General features: G+C 72.2%; 9 protein-coding genes. 4 read left to right on the forward strand and 5 right to left on the reverse strand.

Annotated elements, in window-relative coordinates; all coding sequences use genetic code 11:
• Positions 1-56: 56 nt before the first annotated feature.
• Positions 57-2,021, reverse strand: coding sequence for a DUF6541 family protein (locus H5965_RS10125; RefSeq protein ID WP_310969278.1), 1,965 nt, complete (start codon positions 2,019-2,021; stop codon positions 57-59).
• Between the two features lie 170 nt (positions 2,022-2,191).
• Between H5965_RS10125 and H5965_RS10130 the strand changes: the two genes are divergently transcribed.
• Positions 2,192-4,252, forward strand: coding sequence for a DUF6541 family protein (locus tag H5965_RS10130; protein ID WP_310969280.1), 2,061 nt, complete (start codon positions 2,192-2,194; stop codon positions 4,250-4,252).
• A 558-nt stretch (positions 4,253-4,810) separates the two neighbouring features.
• On the opposite strand, the gene H5965_RS10135 is transcribed toward H5965_RS10130, so the two are convergent.
• Together H5965_RS10135 and H5965_RS10140 are read right to left on the reverse strand one after the other, a co-directional pair.
• Positions 4,811-6,094 (reverse strand): hypothetical protein, encoded by a 1,284-nt coding sequence (locus H5965_RS10135; protein WP_310969282.1) that lies wholly within the window; start codon positions 6,092-6,094, stop codon positions 4,811-4,813.
• Positions 6,091-7,110, reverse strand: a complete 1,020-nt coding sequence (locus tag H5965_RS10140; RefSeq protein ID WP_310969284.1) for a glycosyltransferase family A protein — start codon at positions 7,108-7,110, stop codon at positions 6,091-6,093. The genes H5965_RS10135 and H5965_RS10140 overlap by 4 nt, the downstream gene beginning before the upstream one ends.
• Positions 7,111-7,194: 84 nt before the next feature.
• On the opposite strand from H5965_RS10140, the gene H5965_RS10145 reads away from it, so the two are divergent.
• Together H5965_RS10145 and H5965_RS10150 are read left to right on the forward strand one after the other, a co-directional pair.
• Positions 7,195-8,292 carry a UDP-N-acetylglucosamine 2-epimerase gene (locus tag H5965_RS10145; protein ID WP_310969285.1) on the forward strand — a complete coding sequence of 366 codons (1,098 nt, stop codon included), beginning with the start codon at positions 7,195-7,197 and terminating at the stop codon, positions 8,290-8,292.
• Positions 8,293-8,400: 108 nt separating this feature from the next.
• Positions 8,401-11,424 carry a BTAD domain-containing putative transcriptional regulator gene (locus H5965_RS10150; protein WP_310969287.1) on the forward strand — a complete coding sequence of 1,008 codons (3,024 nt, stop codon included), beginning with the start codon at positions 8,401-8,403 and terminating at the stop codon, positions 11,422-11,424.
• A gap of 19 nt (positions 11,425-11,443) precedes the next feature.
• Here the strand turns inward: H5965_RS10150 and H5965_RS10155 are convergent, their stop codons facing one another.
• Positions 11,444-12,346 (reverse strand): PIG-L family deacetylase, encoded by a 903-nt coding sequence (locus H5965_RS10155; protein ID WP_310969288.1) that lies wholly within the window; start codon positions 12,344-12,346, stop codon positions 11,444-11,446.
• A 2-nt stretch (positions 12,347-12,348) separates the two neighbouring features.
• On the reverse strand, positions 12,349-13,872 hold the full coding sequence (locus tag H5965_RS10160; RefSeq protein ID WP_310969290.1) for a hypothetical protein: 1,524 nt from the start codon (positions 13,870-13,872) through the stop codon (positions 12,349-12,351).
• Between the two features lie 171 nt (positions 13,873-14,043).
• Here H5965_RS10160 and H5965_RS10165 point away from each other — a divergent pair, with 171 nt between their 5' ends.
• Positions 14,044-15,648: a glucosaminidase domain-containing protein gene (locus tag H5965_RS10165; RefSeq protein ID WP_310969292.1), complete on the forward strand. Its 1,605-nt coding sequence runs from the start codon at positions 14,044-14,046 to the stop codon at positions 15,646-15,648.
• Positions 15,649-15,654 lie beyond the last annotated feature (6 nt).

Raw genomic sequence — 15,654 nt, forward strand, 5'->3', positions numbered from 1 at the left:
GCGGCGGCTGGTCACCGTGGTCGCCGGGGTCGTTGACACGCGATCACTTTATCCCTTCACTGCCCGTCACCGGGCGCGGACCCTGGTGCGGCACCGGCCGCGACGACGTCCTCTTGCCCGGCGATCTCGTAGACGGAGGCCCCGGCGTTGCGGTAGACCAGCTTGAACCCCGGCGTGGTGTCCAGGTGCTGCAGGCCCGGGTCGTTCCGTTGGTCGGGGACGGCGTTGCCCTGCCCGACGAAGGCGTAACGGACCTTCAGCGCGCGCAGGATCTGCCGGGCTTTCGGGTCGTTCTCCAGCCGGTTCGCGTACGCGCTGACGTAGCCGACGTCGCTGGCGGGCGGGGCGCCGTAGTAGTTCCACTGCGTCGGGTGCACCCCCTGCAGCGCGTACATCCAGACCGACCCGTCGAGGCGGTCGTTCAGGACGCGCTCGCCGGGCACCGTGTGCTGGGCCAGCCAGGCGAACGCCGTCTCCTCGTCCGCGCTCACCGCGGGGAAGCCGCGGTAGGCGATGTTCACGTGCACGGAGTTGAGGTGCACGTACCCGCGGCTGAACCCGCCGATCACCGCCGCGAGCAGCACCACGCCGGCCAGGACGGGCGCGGCCGGGTGCAGCTTCGGCAGCCGGGGCCGGACCTTCGCGGCGAACCACGCCGACGCGGTGTGGACGAACTCGCCGAACCCGACCGCGCCGATCATCGGCAGCAGCGCGGCGAGCCGGTAGTTGTCGTTGTAGAACGGCCCGCTGAGCAGGTGGACCAGGCCGTTCTCCATGGAGACCGTCGCCGCGTACAGGCCGCCGAGGACGACGTACGCCGCGACCAGCCAGAGCATCCGCCGGTGCCGGACCAGCAGGAAGATGCCCGCGATGGCGGGCAGGCCGATCCACCACTGGGGGAAGCTCGCCATCGGCGAGAAGGTGACCGTCTGCCCGACCGCGCCGGTCATGGTCGCCGCGTTGGCCCAGACCGCGGACGTGACGCCACCGGCGTTGTAGAGCGAGGGCAGCACCTGGGGCAGGCCGAGCCCGATGGCGAGCAGCGCGGCCGCCACCAGCGACGGCCAGGCCCGCCGCCAGTCGAGCGGCTCGAACCGGAAGAGCACGACGGCCAGGATCAGGACACAGTAGACAGCGAGGACGAACACGACGCTCGTGTGCAGCGCGGCGAGGCCCGCGACGCCGACCCCGACGGCCAGCGGCCCGGTGCCCCCGCCCGGCTCGAGCAGCAGGCGGACCACGGCGAGCATGGCCGGGACCAGGGCGACGCCGGCCGCGTACGGCCAGACCGGGCCGTGCCAGAACAGGTCGTAGGGGAACGAGGTGAAGCAGGCCGAAGCGGCAGCGGCCGCCGCGGCCGTGACCGCCGGCATCCGCCACGCGCGGCACATCGCGGCCACGCCGAGCGGCACCGCGAAGGTGACGGCGATGGACGCGAAGTTCAGCAGCGGCATCACGGTCAGCCCGCCCTTGCCGAAGAGCAGGGCGAGCAGCGCGTGGTAGGTGTCCGGGTAGAAGTAGTGGGTCTCGTCCGGCAGGTTCGCGATGGTGCCGATGGTCGACGGGCGCGCGTCCCCACGCTCGGCGATCCAGCGCACGAGGTTCGCGTGGAACGCGGCGTCCCAGTCCTGGTTGACGGTGCCCGGCGTGGGGATGCCGCGCAGCACGGTGCGCAGGCCGACCGCCATCCCGGCGGCGACGCCGAGGGCCGTGAAGGCGTGCCCGCGCCACGACCACCGCGGGCGCTCGGGCGGCTCGGCGTCCGGGCGGCGGCGCCGGGTGAACCGGGCCACGGCCCAGGTGATCGCGAAGCCGGCGGCCGACACCAGGAGCGTCCACAGTGTCACGGAGAGCGCGGTCCACCGGATGCCGGCGCCGCCCAGCAGCGGGATGCCGAGGGCCACGACCCCGAACGTGAGGACCGGCGCGGCGGCGCCCAGCGTCCAGCCGCGCAGGCCGATCGCGGCCCCGAATACGGCACCCGGAAGCCAGAATGCGGCCAGAACGAGCAGAAAACCCATTCTCGCACCCCATTTTCCGCCGTGATCCGGGCCGCACCCGCGGTGAACGCCGTTCTCCGACGGCGCGGCCACGCTACCGTGCACGTCAGCTGGCTGGTCACCCGCATCCTGGGCGGACCGCGGCCACCCATAGACTCCGGGCGTTGGCGGCTTTGTTGATCGGAGAAAGCATGCTGTCCGAAGCTGTCCGGCTGGCTGCGGGAATCCTGGTGGTGTTGCTCCCGGGATTTTCGATCCTCCTGGTCACCGGCGTACGCGAACGGTTGTGGCTCGCGGGCCTTTCGGCTCCGTTGACCACCGGGTTCGTGCTGCTCGTGTCGCTCTTCACGGGCGTCACCGGGCTGCGCTTCGGCCTGCTGACGACCGTCGTCGCGCTCGTGGCCGTCCTGCTCGTGCTCGGCGGGGTGCGCTGGCTGGTCCGCCGCCGTCGCGCGGCCGCCGAGCCGGTCGAGCCCGCCGAAGACCCGCGGCTGCGCACGCTGACCGGCCGGGCCGGGCTGGTGGCCCAGGTGCTGGGCGCGCTCATCGCCGTCGCCGGGGTCGGCCTCGGCGTCCGGATGTGGCACAAGGGCCTGGGGTCGTGGCAGACGCCGACCCAGGAGCACGACACCGTCACGCACGCCGTGCTGACCGCCTTCACGCACTTCACCGGCAAGGCGGCGCCGTGGCAGATCCTGCCGATCGACGTGGTGCACGACACGAACGTCCAGTTCTACCCGCCCGGCTTCACCGACATCAGCGCGCTGCTCACCGACGTCTTCGGGGACACGATGCTGTCCCTGAACCTGGCGACGGTCGTGTTCTCGGTGGTCGTGCTGCCGCTGTCGGTGGCGGCGCTGACCGCGGCGGTGCTCCGGCACGGCCGGCTCGGCCGCGGCTGGGTCGAGCTCGCGGCGGGCGTCGCCGCGCTGGTGTCCGTGCAGCTGTACCGCCCCGGCATCGCCTTCGCCCACGACGGCGGCGTCCTGCCGAACGCGGCCGCGATGACGCTGATGCCCGGGCTCGTCGCCGTGATGCTGGTGATCGGCAAGCGCAACTGGGGCCGCGCGGTGCTGGTGGGGGTCGCCGCCGCCGGGGCGTTCAACCTGCACCCGAGCGCGCTGACCTCGATCGCGCTGACGACGGTGGCGGCCATGATCGGCCTGCTGTTCACCAAGGCGGCCCGGCTCGCCTTCGTCCGCGCGCTGCTGCCGCTGGTGCTGGCGGGCGTGGTCGCGGTGGTCCTGATCATCCCGGACGTCCTGGCGCTGCTGCGGCTCGGCAACGGCTCGGTGGTCGACGCCCCGGCCAACATCCGCGGAACGCAGCTGGGCGCGTCGTTCGAGCTGGTCGCCCGGCTGCCGTACGGCGGGTACTTCGACCCGAGCGGCACGATGGGCCAGCTGGTGCTCGGCCTGCTGGGCCTGGCCGGCGTCGCCGCGGCGGTGCTGTCCCGGCGCGCGTGGCCCCTGCTGACGGCCTGGCTGTTCTGGGCGGCGGTCATGGTGAGCTTCCACTACTCGCCCAATTCGGGCTTCGGCGCGATGATCGGCCGCTACTACTACCGGGTGGCCAACCGCCTGGACACGCACGTCTACCTGCTGATCCCGGTGTTGGCGGGCGTCCTGTTCGTGGCGCTGGGGCTGTTCGTCGTCGCGGTGCAGAAGCGCAACCCGATCCCGCCGCGCTTCCGCCCGGCGGTGGCGTACGGGCTGATCGTGGTCCTGCTGGGTGCGCTGACGGTGACGTCGTTCCGCGGCTACATGAACACGGGCGCGCTGTCGCTGAGCCAGCGCTACGCGGCCCCGCAGTTCGTCCGCTACGACGCGGCGGACGACGCGGCGGCGAAGTGGCTGCACGAGCACGCGGCCCCGGGAGAGACGATCCTCAACAACGCGAACGACGGCTCGACGCTGTTGTACGTGGACTACGACCTGCCGATCCTCAACATCGTCCCGGACGGCCACAGCCCGATCCAGGACAACATCACCCTGCTGGCGATGTTCAACTACTACCCGGAGGACCCGGAGGTCCAGAGCATCCTGCGGGCGAAGAACGTCCGCTGGGTGTATGTGGATACGTCGGCGCCCACGGTCGGGACGGATGGGCACCACTGGACGGGCAAGCTGACGTACAGCCTGGCGCCGGGGCTGAGCCGGCTGGCCGGGTTGCCGGGGCTGACGAAGGAGTTCAGCTCGGGGACCGTGAGCGTGTACCGGCTGGATCTGCCCCAGACCCCGCCGCGCGGCTGAGGCCCCGGACGGCTTTCACACCCGTGCCGCGGCCGCCGCGCGGCTGAGCTCCGGCCGCAGCTCGCCCTGGGCGGCCGCCGGGCGCAAGGCGCCTTTCCACAACAAGGCCGGGGTGTGGACAAGGCGGCTCGGGCAGCTTTTCGCCGCAGGTTTCAGTCGGGTGCGGCCGATAGGCTGAAGCGGGGATGGTCCCCCAGGGAGGGCGGGCCCTGCGGCGGCGGCGTCCTGCGGCGGCGTCCTGCGGCGGCGGGGCCCTGCGGCGGCGGCGTCCTACGGCGGGGCCCTGCGGCGGCGTCCTGCGGCAGAGCCGGAGCGACTTACGCAGCTGCCTCACCGGCTCGAACGGCACGCGGACACCCAACCGGCACCCCCACCCAGACCTCCCCCGCCACCCCGATCCGAAGCCAGAACACGGCCGGTGGTGCCGGGTCAAGGCACGCTTTCCCGCCTTGACGCGGCACCACCGGCCGTAGTGACAATCCCGGCTTCGGGGTGGTGGGCACCGAGCCGTTCGCCGAACGACTCGCCAAGGTCCGAGGTGATCAGGCCGAAGAAACCTCAGCCGGCGTCGGACTCGACCGGCTCCGGTGCCCGCCGCAGCACGAACGCCAGGACCACCGCCAGCCCCAGCGTCGGGGCCACCGCCAGCGCCACCACCGCGCGGAACACCGTGTCACCCGGCAGGAACAGCAGCACCAGCGAGGCCGTGCCGGTCACCACCGCCCACGTCGCCAGCACCAGCTTCGCCTGCGTGCGCGCCACCAGCACCGCCGTGAGCAGCTGCATCGGCACCAGCAGCACCGATGACCACACCAGCCCCGCCACCGACCAGCCGTCGATGTCGTACTCCGGGCCGCTCACGAACCGGACCGCCCAGGGGCCCAGCCACAGCCCCACCAGGGCACCCAGTGCCGCCAAGACCAGGGAGGCCGCCGCGCCGAGGGCCAGTACCCGGCGCAAGCGGTGGCGGCCCTCCGGCGTCACCGACAATCGGACCACGAACGGGACCGCCAGGGACTGGACCGGCCCGATCAGCGTCAGCGGCAACCGGGCGATGACCAGGGCCGCGAACAGCGAACCCACCCGGTCGCCGTCGCCGCCCGGGGCCAGGAGGCCGACCAAGGCCGGGTAGCCCGTGATCACCGCCGCCGTCAGGGCCGCTCCGACCAGGAGCATGCCCATCCGGCGGGAGGTCACGCCCCAGCCGTCGCCCTCGACCTGGAAGTCCAGCAACCGGCGGGCCGGACGCGCGAAGAGCAGCCAGGCGAACGAGCCCGCCGCCACCGCGATCGCCAGCGAGACGACGTTGTACGCCACCGAGACGAACAGAACACCCAGGATCAGCGCCCGCACGGCCGGTTCGGCGACCACCAGCAGGGAAAACGCCTTCACCTTGTGCTGCCCGATGAGCAACCCGCGCGTACCGAACTGGCAGGCGAACGCGACCCCTCCGGCCAGCACGATCACCGCCAGGGACCACTCGCCGTGGAACAGCTTGTCGTTGATCGGCGGGATCAGCAGCGCGAGCGAGAACGCGGCCGCGACGACCACTCCGACCGCGACCGCCCGCAGCGCCGGACGCCCCGCCTTGCCCCCCGCCAGCGCGGCGACCGCCGACTGGCGCGAGAGCTCCTGCTCCAGCGGCGACAGCGTGCTGCCGAGGCCCATCACCAGGCCCCAGAACGTCACGAAGACCGCGTACTCCTGCGGCGGCAGCAGCCGCTGGCAGGCGACCGTCAGCAGGTAGCCGAGGCCGATGGACACGATCAGCGAACCGCCGAGGCTGCCCGCGGTCGTGCGCCCGCTGCGCGCGGCGGCCGGCGTGTCCACTTCGGTGCTCATCGGCGGCGGAGCCGGGCGCGCACGGCCATCGCCAGTCCACGCAGGACACCGGCGCCGAAGCCACCGGCGAACACCGGCAGCAGCTTCGTGACCGCGCGGGCCTCGGGGCCGGTCGCCCCGCACTTCTTGACGACCTCGCCCGCCGCGACCGCGCCGAGCACCCCCGCGGCCAGCGTCGTCTTCGGCTTCTTCGCCGCGAAGACCAGGCCGATGACGCCGGCCGCGAGCGCGCCGAACAGGGCGTTGCGCGCCGGGCCCGGCGAGGCGATGTAGGAGTCCACGTAGGTCGTGCCGCGGAAGTAGGCCTGCTGCGTGAACTTCTTGAACGAATCACGCCCGTTGTAGGTCGCCGACAGCTCCGGGGCCAGCCAGATCCGCTCGCGCTCGGCGATCCAGCGCAGCATGCGGGTGTCGTCGCTGGCGAAGCGGAGGTCGTCGAACAGCGACGCGAACGCCGTCACCGAGCCCTCGAGCAGGCCGCGGCGGGCGCAGAAGAACGTCGTGCCCTTCGGGTAGACGTCGAACTCCTCGATGCCGTACGACATCAGCCGCGGGTTCGCGCAGTACTTGCGCCAGGGCACCTTGACCAGGCCGGCCATGAAGCCGGCGTACGGGTTGTGCTCGGACGCGACGTTGATGTGGCCGTTCCAGACCGCGCGCTCGGGGTGCTCCACGAGCTGGTCGCGCAGGAACGTCAGGGTGTGCTCGTCGACGATGACGCGGCTGTCGAGCAGCGCGACCCACTCGCCGGACGACTTGGCGATGCCGGCCCGGCGCGCCTCGAACCGGCCGGAGTTGGCCTGGCTCAGGACGGTGATGCCGTGGCGTTCGCGCAGGTCGTCGAGCCGGGACGGCGTGGCGTCGGTGCTGCCGTCGTCGACCACGACGACCTCGATCGGCCAGCTCGCGGCCGACGCGGAAGCGAGCAGCGCGCCGACACTGCGTTCGATCCAGTCCTGCTCGTTGTAGACCGGGATCACGACGCTGAGCGAGGGGAGGAGCGGGTTCGCACTCACCGTGCCGAGGCTACCCGGCGGCCCGCGCGCCGGGTCGGCCAGTATCCTTACGCCACCGCACCCGACCTGAAATGGGCTCCTCTGGTGATTTCCTTCATTCTCGGCACCACCGCGGAACTGATCAAGATCGCGCCCGTCTACCACGGGATCCGCGAGCGCGGGATGCGGCCGAAGATCTGGTTCACCGCCCAGCACGTCGACGAGGTCGCGGACGTCCTGGCGGACCTGAACATGCCGGCGCCGGACGTCTGGCTGGTGCCGGAGGACAAGGCGCACAACCTCGAGTCGCCGGCGCAGGTGCCCGGCTGGGCCGCGCAGGTGCTGCGGACGGCGTGGAGCCGCCGCCACGAGCTGCGCGCCGCGCTGACCGAGGACGGCCGTCCCCCGCTGGTGCTGGTGCACGGCGACACGTTCACCACGCCGTACGGCTCGCTGATCGGCAAGCGGATCCTCAAGTCCCGCGTCGGGCACGTCGAGGCCGGCGCGCGGTCGGGCAGCATCCTCTCGCCGCTGCCGGAGGAGCTGAACCGCAAGATCGCGGCGAAGATCGTCGACATCCACTTCGCGCCGAGCATCCGCGAGGTCAACAACCTGCGCCACGCCCGCGGGGTGGTCGTCGACACCGAGGCGAACACCGCGATCGACGCGATGCGCCTCGCCATCAACGGCCCGCTGGACGTGCCGGACCTGCCGGAGAAGTTCGGCCTGGCCACGCTGCACCGCTTCGAGCTGGTTTCGCGCCCGGACAAGTACCGCGAGGCCCTCGAAATCCTGCGCGAGCAGAGCCGCAAGATGCCGATCCTGTACATGGCAGGCGCGCCGGAGCGCGAGAAGATCCGCGCGCTGGGCATCGGGAACATCTTCGACGACCAGTTCATCGTCCAGCCGAAGATGCGGTACCTGAAGTTCCTGCCGCTGGTGGCGCGCGCCGAGTACGTGGTCACCGATTCGGGTGGTCTTTCGGCGGAGTGCTACTACCTCGGCCTGCCGTGCGCGGTGCACCGCGAGCGCACCGAGACGCCGCAGCACCTCGGCGAGACGGTCGTGCTGACCGAGATGCGCGGCGACAAGCTGCAGAACTTCCTCGACACGTACCAGAACCGGCGCGGCGAGTCCTGGATGGACAAGTACCACCCGTCCGAGATCGTCGTCGACACGCTGGCGCAGCTCGGCTACTGCTGACGCACCACCCGGGCCCGGCTGCTCGGTTGCGAGCAGCCGGATTCTTGCGCGCCCACCGGACCGCTGGTTAGCCTCTCGACGAGGTCGGCACGGCGGTATGGGGGGCTTGTGCTGTTTCGGGTACTTGGTGCTGTCGGGGCTCAGCGCGGTGCGGACGCCGTCGCGCTGGGCGGTCCGAAGCCGCGCGCGCTGCTGGCCGCGCTCCTGCTCGCCGAGGGCCGGGTGCTCCCGGTGTCCCGGCTGATCGCCGTCATCTGGGACGACCACCCGCCGGAGAGCGCGCCGGCCCTGCTGCACACCTACGTCTCCGCGCTCCGGCGGGCCTGTGGGCCCGGCGCCGGCTCGATCGTCACCGAGCCGCCGGGGTACCGGATCGACCTGACCGGCTGCACGCTCGACTACCAGGAGTTCACCCGGCTGGCGAAGCAGTCCGCGGCCGCGGCGGCGGCCGGTGACCACGAAACCGCCGCACGCACGGGCCGGGCCGCGCTCGCCCACTGGCAGGGACCGGCCTTGAGCGGCCTGAAGACGGCCTTCGCCGACGCCGAGTCGGCGCGGCTGACGGACCTCCGGCTCGCGGTCACCGAAGACGTCTTCGAGGCGGAGATCGCGTTGGGCCTCGGGGCAGCCCTGGTCGACGATCTGCGCACCCTGGTGGCCGAGCACCCGTTGCGCGAGCGGCTGCGCGGCCAGCTGATGACCGCACTGTGGTCGGCCGGCCGGCAGGCCGACGCCCTCGGCGTCTACCGGGACGGACGCCGGCTGCTGGTCGAGGAGCTCGGCGTCGAACCGGGCCCGGAGCTGCGGGCCCGGCACGAGCGGATGCTGCGCGGGGACGGGAACCCGGCGGCCGTCGCCGCGGCGGAACCGGAGCCCGAACCCGTCGCCGGCCCGTGCCTGCTCCCGCCCGACATCACCGACTTCACCGGCCGCGGCACCGAGGCGGGGAAGCTCACCGGGACGGCAGCCCGGATCGTCGCCGTCTCGGGGAAACCCGGGTCGGGCAAGAGCTCACTGGCCGTGCACGCGGCCCACCGGCTGCGGCCCCGGTTCCCGGACGGCCAGCTGTACGTCGACCTGCGTGGCGCGCGGGAGACGCCGGTCGAGCCGGTCGCGGTGCTCGGCCGGTTCCTGCGCGCGCTCGGCGTCCCGGACGCCGAACTCCCGCCGGAGCTGGACGAGCGGGTCGAGCTGTACCGGATGGTGACCGCCCGGCGCCGGCTGCTGGTCGTGCTCGACGACGCGGCGGGCGAGCGCCAGGTGCGGCCGCTGCTGCCGAGCGGGCCGGACTGCCTGTGCGTCATCACCAGCCGCGTCCGGCCCGCCGCCCTCGAAGCCGCGGAGCACCTCGGCCTCGGCGTGCTAGGCGACGACGACTGCCTCGCGCTGCTGGCCCGGATCGTGGGCCCCGAACGGCTGGCGCGCGAACCCGAGCAGGCCCGGCTGCTGGTGCACCTGTGCGGGAACCTGCCCCTCGCCGTGCGGATCGCCGGTGCCCGGCTGGCCGCGCGCCCGGACTGGCCGCCGTCCCGCCTGGTGTCCCGGCTGCAGGAGCAGCGGAAGTCGCTCAACGAGCTGGCGATCGGCGACCTCGAGGTCCGCGGCAGCCTGGCGCTGAGCTACCACAGCCTCGACGAGCCCCAGCGCACCGCGCTGCGCCGGCTCGGCTGGCTCGGCGTGCCCGACTTCGCGGCCTGGCTGGTGTCCCCGCTGCTGGAGGTCTCGCCGGACGACGCCGAGGACGTCGTCGAGGCGCTGGTGCGGGCCCAGCTGCTGGACGTCGTGAGCACGGAGGACACCGCACCCACCCGGTACCGGCTGCACGACCTCACCCGGGTCTTCGCGTGGGAGCGCGCGGAAGCCGAGGAGGACCACGACGTCCTCCGGGCCGCGGTGGAACGGGCCACCGCGGAGTGGCAGCGGCTGGTCGAGTGGGCGTCCGGCGGGTCGCCCATGCGCGCGCTCCACAAGCGCGCCGCCGGCCGGGTGCCCGGCCGGGTGCCCACGGCCGCGCTGGGCGACCCGCGGGCCTGGTTCGACGCCGAGCAGACGGCGCTGGTGCACGTGGTCGAGCGGGCGGGCGAGCTCGGCCTCGCCGACGCCGCGGTCCGGCTGGCGACCACGCTGTGCGCGTCGTCGTTCGCCGTGGAGAACCACTTCCACCACTGGTGGCGCACGCACACCGCGGCGCTGGCCGCCGCCCGGCGGGCGAACGACCTCTGCGGACAGGGGCTCCTGCTGTCCGGGCTCGGCCTGCTGCGCGCGGAGCAGGACCGCTACGACGAAGCCGCCGACTACTACCGGGAAGCGCTGGACGCCTACGCCGGAATCGCCGACCCGGTGGGCGAGTCGACCGTGCGCGTGCTGTTGTCCGGGGTCCACCGGGAGCAGGGGAAGCTCGCCGAAGCCCTCGACCTGCTCGACGGCGTCCTTCCCGCGCTCGCCGCGGCGGACGACGTGACGACCTCGGCGCAGGCCCGGCACTGGCGGGGCATGGTGCTCACCGAGCTCGGCAGGCTGGACGAGTCGCTCGTCGACTACGACGCCGCGCTCGCGGGCTACCGCTCGCTGCCGGACGAGCACGGGGTCGCGCTGGTGGTGCGGTCGATCGGGATCACCCACCGCGCGGCCGGGCGGCTGGCCGCTGCGGAACGGCGGTGCGCGGAGGCACTGGAGATGTTGCGGGACAAGGGCGACCGGCTGATGTCCGCGTATGCGGCGCAGTCGCTGGCGAAGGTCCACATCAGACGCGGGAACCGGCCGTGGGACCAGGTGCACGCGGTGCTGACCGAGGCGCTGGAGACGTGCCACGGCATGCAGGACGGGTTCGGCCAGGCGCTGATGCTGCGCACGCTCGGCGAACTGGAGCTCGCCCGCCACCGGCCCGACGCGGCGCGGCGGCGGCTGGAACACGCACTGACCTGGTGCGACGCGCTGGCTGTCCCGTTGTGGCGCGCCCGCACGCTGCGGGACCTCGCGGTCGTCCTGGATTGCTTGGGCCTGCCCGAGGAAGCCGGCCGCACGCACGCGGAGGCGCAGGCGCTGTTCGTGACGTGCGGCAGCCGGGAAGCGCGGGAACCGCGCCTCCCGGCACCACGCCGCCAGCCGGCCGAGGACCTACCCGGCTCGTGAGCCTCGGCCGGCGACGTCCTCAGCAGCGGTCTTCGAAGTCGCCCGGCGGCACCCAGGCGGTGCCGGGCCAGAAGATCCGGCCGTCGGGCCGGTACTGCTTGCCCATGACGTCGTCCCACGTCCATGGCTCGATCTTGTAGTCGAACGGCTTGTACGCGTTCCAGATCGCCTGCTTTTCGTCCCGCCAGTACCCGAAGACGTTGTCGGGCATGCCGGAGATGGCGTACCCGGTGTACTCGTCGCGGCGGATCCAGGTGTTCCCGGCGCCGTCGACGTCCGCGTCCGCCGCGAGGATCGCCGCCGACGTGTGGTCGATGTGGTCGCCCTCGCGGTGGCCGATGGTGCTCTCCGTCCGGATGTAGTCGGGCCGGACCTGGCCGATCACCGCGCTGAGCATGCCGACGAAGGAGTCCTTCGTGTACGCCGGGCGCCCGTCGATCGGTTCGGCCTCGTACGCGTCGTCGTGCAGCATCCGGTAGAGGTCACCGCAGTCGTCCTCGGGACCGGCGGCTTCGTGGATGTAGGTGAACACGAGGTGCACGTCGGTACCGTCGAGGTGGTCGACGGCGAGGGGGTGCCCGTCGAACCACATCTCCTCGTAGGTCCAGGAGTTCGCGACCCCGGCCGCCCGCGCGTAGGCGGCGTGCTCCCCCTGGACCCGCTGCTCGGCGTAGTCGATGCCGCACGGGCCATCGCCCCGGCAGGGCAGTTCACCGGCGGTCAGGTAGGCGACCCACACGGCGTAGCCGGCCTGGATGTCCGAAGCGATGTCCGGGTTCATGAACAGCAGGTCGTCGTCCTGGTGCGCGACGAAGCTCAGGGTGGTGGTGCCGGGTTCGGCGGCCGCCTGTCCACTCAGGACTGTCGCGCCGAGGACGAGTGCGACGGCAGGCAGAACGACCGCGCGGCGCAACTTCTCCATCATCACTGCCCCCAGGTTTCGTGGTCGGGCGCGGCCATCTCGGTGTTCCAGTACCAGTGTGCGAGGGTGCCGTCGGCGGCCCGGCCGTAGACGTTCTGCTGCGTCGCCGTGGCGAACCCGGTCGGATCGGTGGCCAGGTCGCCGCCCCAGCTCACGTACTGCGGCGCGTTGTCCGCCGGGGTCCACCACCAGTGGCCGAGCTCGTTGCCCGGTGTGCGGGCGAAGACGTGCTGCTGGTCGTTCCAGACGTAGGCGATCGGGTCGCCCGCGATGTCGGCACCGAGCGGTTCCACGGTCACGTCCTCGCCGACCGCCCAGTAGAAGTGCACGAGCTTGCCGCCGGTGTCGCGCGCGAAGACGTGCTGCTGGTCGCCGAAGGCGTACCCGGCTGGGTCACCGGCCAGCCGGCCGCCCCACGAGACGTAGTTGGGGTCGTTGTCCGACGGCGTCCAGTACCAGTGCCCGAGCTCGCCCGCCGGGGTGCGGCCGAACACGTGCTGCTGGTCGCCCCACACGTAGGCCACCGGGTCACCCACGACGTCCTGGCTCTGCGTCTCCTCGACCACGCCGGTGTCCGGCGTCCAGTAGAGGTGCTTCAGCTTGCCGTCGGTGCCCCGGGCGTAGACGTGCTGCTGGTCGCCGAAGGCGTACCCGGTCGGGTTGCCCGCGATGTCGTCGGCGCCCCACTGCTCGAAGTGCGGCTGGTCGTCGGTCGGGTACCAGTACCAGTGCCCGATCGTGTTGTCGGCCAGCCTGCCGAACACGTGCTGCTGGTCCCCGGCCACGTACGCCACCGGCTCGCCGGCCAGCTCCGCGGGGAACGACTCGGACTCGATGGCCTCGCCGGTGTTGTACGAGTGCAGCAACGCCCCGTCGGCTCCCTTGGAGAACATGTGCTCCTGGTGGCCGTAGCGGTAGGACGCGGAGGCCGCGATGCCCTCGTCGCCGAGCGCGGGGCCGGCGTCGTCGACGATGTTGCGGTACCGCATGGGCGTGAAGTTCCGGGCCCAGCTCGACGACCAGGTCCGTTCCTCGGCGGTGAAGGGCTCGCTGTACTCCTCCCACACGACCGGCATCGTGTGCGCGTCGTCCGCCCAGCGGATGAACAGGGCGATGTGCCCGTCGACGTGGTTGGTGTCCTTCCACAGCGCGTCACCCGGCTTGAGGTCGCCCCAGCCGATGACGTCCATCAGCGGCGGCAGCGTCCAGGTGACGTAGCTGCTGTCGAGGTGCCAGGCCATCGACACGTAGCCGGAGCAGTCCTGGCGGTACGTGCCGTACTCGTTCGTCCAGCTCCGGCCCTGGTTGTAGGGCACCCGGTCGCGCAGCCAGGACTGGGCTCTGGTCAGCACCTCCGACCGCGTGATCGCCTCGTTGGAAGCCGCCCGCAGGGACTTCTCCGGCGCTCCCTGGGGTGCGTCGGCACCGCCGGTGACGACCGCACCGGACGCGCCGGCCGGGGTGGTCCCGGCACTGGTGAGCGCGACCAGAAGCGCCACCAGGGCTCCGGTCCTCTTGATGTTCATCTGCCCTCCCTCGAAGGGCTCCGCGGTGGAGCCGAGGACAGCTTGCGGCGCCGCCCTCCAAGTCCGCCCCAAATCGCCTCCAGAACCCGATCGGCGGGTTTACAGATCGTTTGGTGCCGATCTACAGGCGCGACCCCGAGGCTGTGACCAGCACCGACCTCGGGAGGACTGATGAAGACCGGCAAACTGCGGCTCACCACCGTCGGCGTCGGCGTGCTGCTGGGCACGCTGACGACGATCTCGCCCGCGCTCGCCGCACCACCGCCCAAGCCCGAGCCCGGTGCCAGCGCGCCCCTGCAGGAGCAGCAGAGATCCGCGGCCGAGTCCGCGGCACCGGGCAGCTACCAGGAGGACTTCGTCGCCGTAGCCGGTCCCGCCGCCCAGCGCGTCCGCGACGACTACGACATCCCCGCCTCGACCACGGTCGGGCAGGCGATCCTGGAGTCGAACTGGGGCCGCAGCGGGTTGTCCGCGAACGACCGGAACTACTTCGGCTTCAAGTGCGTGGACGCGGGCAGCCCCGGCCCGATCGCCGTCGGCTGCCACGCCTACGACACCACCGAGTGCACGCCGGGCTGCCACACCGTGACCGCCTGGTTCCGGGTGTACGCGTCGATGGAGGACTCGTTCCGCGACTACGCGCGGCTGCTCACCACGAGCGGGCTGTACGACCACGCCCTGCCCTACCGCCACGACCCGCGGGCGTTCATCACCGCGGTGGCCCACCCCTACGCGACCGACCCGGACTACGCCGCCAAGGTCATCGGCCTGATGGACAGCTACGACCTGTACCGGTTCGACTCGGGCACCCAGCCGGGCGCGATGCCCGGTGACGAGGGCATCGCGGCTTCGGCGTCCTACCGCTACGGCAACCAGGAGCACATGTTCTCGAAGGGAGCGGACGGGGCGCTGCTGCACTCGTACAACACCGGCGAAGCCATCGAGTCCGAGTCCTACCCGGCAGAGCTCGCGGGTGAGCCGGTCGCGTACGTGGCCGGGGACCAGCAGCACGTCTTCGCCCTGCTGACCGGGAACCGGCTGGGGCACTGGTTCTGGAACCCGACCGACGCCGACCCGACGTTCGAGGTGGCCGCGTCCGACATCGCCGGCAACCCGACCGGGTACGCCTTCGGCGGCCAGCTGCACGCCTTCGCGCGAGGAACCGACGGCAAGCTGAAGCACCTCTACTGGGCGCCCGGGGAACCCGACCTCATCGAGGAGAACCTGGCCCAGTCCGTGGCGGGTGACCCGGTGGCCTACGTGTGGGGCGACCAGCAGCACGTCTTCGGCCGCACCCCGGACGGGCGCCTCGGGCACTGGTGGTGGCAGACCACCGACAACGAGCCGAACTACACCGTGTGGGGCGGCACGACCCTCGCCGGCGACCCGGCCGGCTACGCCTTCGAAGACCAGCAGCACGTCTTCGCCCGCGGCACCGACGGGACGCTGAAGCACTTCTACTGGACGTTCGACAGCGGGGTCGTCGAGGAACCGCTCGGCGCGCCGCTGCAGGGCGACCCTGTCGCCTACGTCTGGAACGACCAGCAGCACGTCTTCGCCCGCACGCCGGAGAACACGCTGGGCCACTGGTACTGGACGCCGGTCGACAACGAGCCGCGCCACGACGACTGGGGCGGGAACCTCGGCTCCGACCCGGCCGGCTTCGCCACCCCGACCCAGGAGAACGTCTACGGCCGCTCCGGCGACGGCACGCTGACGCACTGGTACTGGAACACCGAAATGGCCGCCCCCGACGTCGAAACCTGGGGGCAGTAACGCCTC

Source organism: Amycolatopsis sp. 505 (genome assembly GCF_031625235.1).
Taxonomy (GTDB): domain Bacteria; phylum Actinomycetota; class Actinomycetes; order Mycobacteriales; family Pseudonocardiaceae; genus Amycolatopsis.